Source organism: Pontiella sp. (assembly GCF_041622395.1).
Classification (GTDB): Bacteria; Verrucomicrobiota; Kiritimatiellia; order Kiritimatiellales; family Pontiellaceae; genus Pontiella.
The window spans coordinates 1-6560 of record NZ_JBFJYW010000225.1 but is presented as its reverse complement, the minus strand read 5'-3'; the positions used below and the strand labels follow the sequence as shown (position 1 = coordinate 6560).

Here is a 6560-nt window from a genome sequence, read left to right as displayed (position 1 = left end):
GCAGGAGCGCATCACCTCCACCCACTCGGGGTCGATCACCTCGTTCCAGGCCGTCTATGTGCCGGCCGACGACCTGACCGACCCGGCACCGGCCACCACCTTCGCCCATCTCGATGCCACCATCGTGCTCGAACGCTCGCTGGCCGCGCAGGGGATTTTCCCGGCGGTGGACCCGCTGGCCTCCAACTCGCGCGCTTTGTCGCCCGAGGTGGTCGGCGAGGAACACTACAACACCGCGCGCGGCGTTCAGTCCGTCCTGCAGCGCTACAAGGAACTGCAAGACATCATCGCCATTCTCGGGATCGACGAGCTCTCCGCCGAAGACAAAGTGATCGTCAACCGCGCCCGCCGCATCCAGAAATTCCTCAGCCAGCCCTTCACGGTGGCCGAGGTCTTCACCGGCCAGCAGGGCCGCCAGGTGACGGTCGAAGAGACCGTGCGCGGCTTTAAAGAGATTCTCGACGGACTGCACGACTCCGTTCCCGAGGCCAACTTCTACATGAAGGGCAGCATCGCCGAAGTCGTTGAAGGGGCATAGGCATGGCCGCGAAACTAAACGTGAAAATCATCACCCCCAAGCGGGTCGTCTTCGACGGGACGGCGCTGGCGGTGACCATTCCGACCGAAAGCGGCGAAATCCAGGTTTATCCGGGCCACATTCCCGTGCTGGCGCGGGTTGCGGCGGGGACGGTTGGCCTGGAAAATCCGGGCGCGGCCCCGCAGCTTTTCGAAGTGGATGAAGGCTTTTTCCGCGTAACGCCCGACGACGTCAGTCTGCTGATCGACAACGCCGAGCCGGCATAGCGGGCTATCCCTCTTCGGCCTTGAGCTCCATTTCGGCCTTGGCCCGAAGATAGTGCGAAAGAATGTTTTTCGCTTCGAGCGTCCCGATCAGGAACCCCTCCTCGTCGACGACGGCGATTTCGCGGATGTGGTTGAGCTGCATCAGATCGAGCACTTCCCGCAGCGGCGTGGCGGCCTGCACGGAGATGGGCTGTTCGGCGATATCCTGCCCGTTTAAGAAGTTCAGCACGTAGGCCACGGCGGGCAGCAGATCCTCTTCATCGCTCTTCTGGCGCGAGAGTTCCAGAATCCGGGTGGCGATCTGCTTGGCCTGAACGACGCCGACCAGCTGGCCCTCGGCGTTTTCCAGATAGACCTTGAAGCGGTCGGAGTTGCAGAGCAGGTCGGCGAGCTTCTCGAGCGAGGTGCCGCAATCGGCCCGCAAGCACGACGAATTGATGAGATAGTCGATATCCTTGACGGTGGTTTTTTCCAATCCGGTTTTCATTTTTTCATCCTGTGGTTTTATCGTTGCGACCGTTCAAAACCGGTCAGGCGGCGGTTTGGCGTTTGACGAGTTCGGCGCCGATGCTGCGGCGGGCGGCCCGGATATCGAGCACCCCCAGCAGTTTTTGGTTCTCCTCGTTTTCGATGACGGGCAGTGCTTCGATCTGGTTGTTGTTCATCTCTTTCAACGCCTCGCCGAGGTTCATGGAGGAGACGAGGCGGTGGCGCAGCGGCTGCATGACATCGCCGACGAGCAGCCATTGCCAGGTATCGCGCTCGTTGAGCAGCTCCTTGAGCATTTCGAAGGTGAGCACGCCGACGATCTTCCCCTCGGCGGAAACGACGGGATAGACGAAGGTTTCCTGCTCCGCGAAGTGCTGGACGACGGTTTCGAGCGGGGTGCCTTCCTGCAGCGGAACAATGGTCGAAACGACATCGACCACCTTGAGCTCGGCCATCACATCCTCTTCGGTGACGTTGCGGCCGATCTCGCCCGCCTTCTTGATGGCGAGCTTGGCGAAGGCCGGGCCGATGAGCTGGACGCAGAGCGTGGTGGCCGTGACGGTGAAGATGATCATGTCGCCGAGGCTCATCCCCTCGACCACCTCGATGTGCTGGAGGTTATGGCTGGCCACGATCGAAAGGCCGACGGCCACGCCGCCCTGGGCAAAGATGGCCATGCCGAGATATTTCCGGACGGGTTTTTCGGCCTTGGAAATGGATCCGCCCCAGTAGGCCCCGATCCATTTGCCGAGGCTGCGCATCAAGACATAGGCGGCCACCAGTCCCCACACCCAGGCGGGCATGTTGTCCAGCGAAAGCCGTGCGCCGACCAATACGAAGAAGACGATGTAGATCGGGGTGGAAAAGGAGCGGACGGTTTCGAACAGCTTCTTGGAGCGGTTCGGCGCGCGGTTGATCAGCACGATGCCCACCGCCATGGTGGCGAGGATCAAGTCCACCTTGAACGCCACCGCAACGCCGATGCAGACCATCAGGATGCCGATCGACATGCCGAGGCGCTTTTCGTTCTGCGGCAGGTATTTCATCATGTAGTCGAGAATGAAACCGCAGACCACGCCGAGCAGGATGGCGCCGCCGAGCTCCAAAAAGGTATGCAGCAGCGTCAGTCCGATGGAATGGCCGCCCTCGTTCCCCTGCACCAGGATGGTCGCCACGCTGGTGCCCAGACCGTAGAGCGTCATCGCCAGTGCGTCGTCGAGCGCCACGATGGCCACGATGGCGGTGGTGAGCACGCCCGCGGAGCGGTATTCCCACAGCACGTCGATGGTCGAAGCGGGGTCGGTGGCCGAGGCGATGGCGCCGAAAACGATGCCCCCCGCCAGGGCGGCGATCCAATCGTGGCAGACCGCATAGAGAATGAGCGTCGAGGAGAGGCCCACCAGCACAAACGCGGCGATCCCCTCGCCGATCAGGATGGCGGTGAACTGCTTGCCGTATTTCTTGAAGATGCTCGCGCTCAATTCGCCGCCGACCAAAAAGCCGATCAGCCCCAGCGCAAAATTGTTGAAGGGGCGCAGCGCGGCAATGTCGGCCGGATGCAGCAGGCCGAAGCCGGTGTCGCCGATCAGCACGCCGATGAGGATATAGCCCACCACCTGCGGCACCTTGAGCTTCTGGATAATCCAAGCCCCAATGATCCCTCCCGCAATGCAAATGCCGAGTATCCCCAAGACGCCTAGTTCGATATCGGGCATCGGTTTACTCCTCGATCAACATGGAATAGACGAACGCCGGATCATCGGACGCGATGATCTGTTCGCGCGTCGCGGCATCCTTCAAGCGGTTGCTGACGGCCGAAAGCGTGCGGATGTATTTCGCGTGCTGGTCCGACCGGGCCGCCAGCATGCAGACGATGTGAACGGGCTCGTTGTCGAGCGAGGAATAGTCCGTGATGGGCCGCTTGCAGACGCCGACCGCCATGACCAGATCGGAGACCGAATCGATGCGCACGTGCGGCACGCCGATCCCGAACCCGATCCCGGTGCTCATCAGCCCTTCGCGGGCGAAGATCCCCGCCAACAGCTCGTCGCGGTTGTGGACCAACGGCGATTCCGCCAGCAGGTCGACCAACCTGCGCAGGATCGTATCCTTGTCGGCATGGTCCATGATCACCACGCGATCGGCCGCAAGCGTGGCCTTGCTGGCCACGCCGCCCGTGGTCGCGGCCGGCTTCTTTGAAAGGCGGGAATTGACCCAATGTTCGACGTCCCCGCGCTTGAAGCGCCACGTGGTTCCCAGCTTTCCGCCGGGCAGGTCGCCCTTTTGCGCCCAGTCGTAGACCGTACGCTCCGAAACGCGCAAATACGCGGCCACTTCTTCAATCGTCATAATTTCATGCATAACCAACTGCTCCATTTTGCGGAATTCCCCGATCTTCCTGCAAACGGCAAGAATTTAGGGGGGCAACGTAACGTGCTACCCGCTGTATTTCCAGCTTCTTCCGTGCCGGAAAAAGCCGATCTGCCGGTGCGATTTTCAACCTTAAAGGGGGGGTTATTCACGGGTGCACCCCATGCGCAGCAGCTCAAGCCCGCCGAAGGCTTCCGGCGCAACGATGGCCGTAATCCGCATATGGGCCCGCAGCCGGGTATTGGGTCCGGGAACCCATTTGCGGTTGTCGATCGCGCAGGAGATGAGGATGCATCCGGCGGGCAGGTCGAGCGATCGCACATCCTGCCCGGCAAACGGGGCGCCCTCTTCGATCACAAACTCGGCCACGGTGGGTTCGCGCAGCAGCACGACATCGTCGCTACGCTCCAGATCGCGCTGCAGCAGGGCTTCGTAGATCGGGATGTCCTTGAGCGCCTCCCCCACGGCGTAGGCGCAGAAGCAGCTGATGAGCAACGGAAGCATCTGGGAATAATTGCCGGTCATCTCGAGAATCAGCATGACGCCCGTGAGCGGCGCGCGCACGATCGCGGTGAAATAGGCCGCCATCCCGACGACCGCGAAAACGGCCGGAACCGGAACCATGCTCGGCGCGATCGCGTGGGCAATCTGACCGACGGCGAGGCCCAGCAGCGCGCCCAACACGAGCAACGGCGCAAAAATGCCGCCGGGCGCTCCGGTTGAATAGCAGGTCGACACCAGAATGAAGCGCGCAACGAAAAACAGCGGAATCGCCGCCAGGGCGAGGTGCCCCGCCATGGCCGACTCCGCCAGGTTATGCCCGCTGCCGATCGTGATCGGAGAAAACCAGCCGATCAGTCCAACCGCGCCGCCGGTGACGGCGGTCGCCAGCAGCGCGAACTTGCGCGGGAGCTTGGCGTAGAGTTCGGAGGTTTTCATCAGGCTGCGGTTGAAGACCACGCCCATGACACCGGCAATGATTCCGAGAACGGCAAACGCCGGGAGGGCGGTCAGCGGCGGGGTGGCATAACTCGGGACGGAGAAAATCGGAAACTGCCCGGTGCCGCATCGCGCGACAATGTCGGCAACGACCGCCGCCACAAACGCCGCGCCGAAGACGACCGGCTGGAAATCGCGGCGGACCTCTTCGAGCACGAACACCAGACCGGACAAGGGGGCATTGAAGGCGGCGGCCAGTCCGGCCCCGGCCCCGGAGGAAATGAGCACGAGCCGTTCTTGGGCGGTGACTTTCATCAGGCGGGAGAGAGCGTCGCCAACCGCGCCGCCCATCTGAACCGTCGGCCCTTCGCGCCCCAGCGTCAGTCCACTGCCGATGGCCAGAATCCCGCCGAAAAACTTAACGGGCAGCACGCGGCGCCAGTCGAGCTTCCGGAACCGCTGGAGAACGGCCTCCAGATGCGGGATGCCGCTGCCCGAGGCCTCCGGTGCAAAGCGGCGCACGAGGAGCGTCGAGAGAACCGCGCCGACCAGCGTAAACAGGACCGGAACCATCCATTGCCATGCGGGATGCTGATGCGACGCGGCGATCACCCGATCCCGGAAAGCCTCCGCTTCCGTCAACGCAATCCGAAAAGCCAGCGCAACCAGTCCGGCACACAGCCCGACCAGCGCGGCGCGCGGAAAGATCCAGTGCCGCTGCTGGCGGATCGTCAGATACTGATGGAGCTCCGAATCCACGTCGGGATGTTTCGTTGCAGCGGATTTTTGTTTGGCTGTCGGTTTAAAAAATTTCATTGGCCGCTATACCTGCGCCGATTATTGCGCCGTAAAATGGTTCCTGTTTAACCGCATATTTCGCGGTAGGCAACGAACGCCGCGTCACCCCGCAAAGACTCGATAAGCCGCCGCCGCGCTCGTTGCGGCAAACAGCGACTGGCGGACCGATACCGCCTTCAGCCGGGAGCTGATGGCCGATAGCGCCCGGATATATTGCGGATGCTGCGTGCTGCTCGCCGCCACCATGCAGACCACCTGCACCGGCACTTCATCGATCGCAACATAGTCGCGCAACGGCACCTTGCAAATCCCGAGGGCCATCACCAGATCCTTCACGGAATCCAACCGAACATGCGGCACGCCGATCCCGCAACCGATCCCGGTGCTCATCAACGCCTCGCGCTTGAAAATGGCCTCTTCGAGCTCGCGGGCATCGCCGATCAGCGGCGAGGTGGACAGCACACGGGCCAGTTGCCCCAGCGCCTCCTTTTTGAACTCGGACTCGATCAATACCGTGCGTTCGGGAGAAAGAATCGTCTGCAGCGTCAGGGCATTAGGGGAGGCCGGAACCGGCGCGGGCGAGGTGCCGCCGAGATGCCGGTCGACCCAACGTTGGACTTCGCTTCGCTTGAAGCGCCACGTGGTTCCCAGCTTCCCGCCGGGCAGATCGCCCTTTTGCGCCCAGTCGTAGACCGTTCGCTCCGAAACGCGCAAATATGCGGCCACTTCTTCGATTGTCATGATTTCGTGCATAAACGCAACTCCTCGCTACCGTTTGCGAGAAACTACATCATATAGCATCATGTGCAATCGTTTTATGCCGGAAAGTCGGATTGATCCGCTCCGGAAACCGCGCCCTCGATCAAAAAAGGACCCCCAAGCACGAATAAACCTTAAAACGGAAATGACAAAACCGTTAATGAACATGAATAGACGTGAGGGACCCATGATAACGGGGCTTGTCGGGCAGCTCCCTCATTGAACATAAAAGTCGCCGATCCTGAGGATCGGTGCCGTTTTTATCCGAGTGCAGCGTATCACCTAGAACTTCGTATTTTCACCACAGAGGGCACTGAGACACAGAGGCTCATATATACATATCTCCTCTGTGTCTGAGTGCCCTCTAGCGTAGCGGGTGGTTGAAAATCATCCGAAAGTTT

6 protein-coding genes and 1 pseudogene are annotated in these 6560 nt (G+C 61.4%); 2 read left to right on the top strand and 5 right to left on the bottom strand.

Translation table 11 applies throughout. The annotated features are described in order from the left end of the window. Positions 1–538: pseudogene (locus ABYO54_RS12535) on the top strand (F0F1 ATP synthase subunit beta); the annotation flags it as partial. A 2-nt stretch (positions 539–540) separates the two neighbouring features. Beyond that, complete coding sequence (gene atpC / locus ABYO54_RS12530) at positions 541–804, top strand: ATP synthase F1 subunit epsilon (RefSeq protein WP_372808593.1); 264 nt, start codon at positions 541–543, stop codon at positions 802–804. 4 nt (positions 805–808) lie between these two features. On the opposite strand, the gene ABYO54_RS12525 is transcribed toward atpC, so the two are convergent. The 5 genes from ABYO54_RS12525 to ABYO54_RS12505 form a co-directional block, all read right to left on the bottom strand. Beyond that, positions 809–1291 (bottom strand): CBS domain-containing protein, encoded by a 483-nt coding sequence (locus tag ABYO54_RS12525; RefSeq protein WP_372808592.1) that lies wholly within the window; start codon positions 1289–1291, stop codon positions 809–811. A gap of 43 nt (positions 1292–1334) precedes the next feature. Further along, positions 1335–3008, bottom strand: coding sequence for a cation:proton antiporter (locus ABYO54_RS12520; protein WP_372808591.1), 1674 nt, complete (start codon positions 3006–3008; stop codon positions 1335–1337). Positions 3009–3012: 4 nt separating this feature from the next. Next, entirely contained in the window at positions 3013–3654 is a 642-nt protein-coding gene (locus tag ABYO54_RS12515) for a PTS sugar transporter subunit IIA (RefSeq protein WP_372808590.1), read from the bottom strand. 153 nt (positions 3655–3807) lie between these two features. Next, entirely contained in the window at positions 3808–5418 is a 1611-nt protein-coding gene (gene clcA / locus ABYO54_RS12510) for a H(+)/Cl(-) exchange transporter ClcA (RefSeq protein WP_372808589.1), read from the bottom strand. An 84-nt stretch (positions 5419–5502) separates the two neighbouring features. Further along, positions 5503–6153 carry a PTS sugar transporter subunit IIA gene (locus ABYO54_RS12505; RefSeq protein ID WP_372808588.1) on the bottom strand — a complete coding sequence of 217 codons (651 nt, stop codon included), beginning with the start codon at positions 6151–6153 and terminating at the stop codon, positions 5503–5505. Positions 6154–6560 lie beyond the last annotated feature (407 nt).

Bases quoted from the DNA above. Each gene is read 5' to 3' on its own strand.
- ABYO54_RS12525 (WP_372808592.1), bottom strand. From the start codon at position 1,291: ATGAAAACCGGATTGGAAAAAACCACCGTCAAGGATATCGACTATCTC.
- ABYO54_RS12505 (WP_372808588.1), bottom strand. From the start codon at position 6,153: ATGCACGAAATCATGACAATCGAAGAAGTGGCCGCATATTTGCGCGTT.
- clcA (WP_372808589.1), bottom strand. From the start codon at position 5,418: ATGAAATTTTTTAAACCGACAGCCAAACAAAAATCCGCTGCAACGAAA.
- ABYO54_RS12515 (WP_372808590.1), bottom strand. From the start codon at position 3,654: ATGCATGAAATTATGACGATTGAAGAAGTGGCCGCGTATTTGCGCGTT.
- ABYO54_RS12520 (WP_372808591.1), bottom strand. From the start codon at position 3,008: ATGCCCGATATCGAACTAGGCGTCTTGGGGATACTCGGCATTTGCATT.
- atpC (WP_372808593.1), top strand. From the start codon at position 541: ATGGCCGCGAAACTAAACGTGAAAATCATCACCCCCAAGCGGGTCGTC.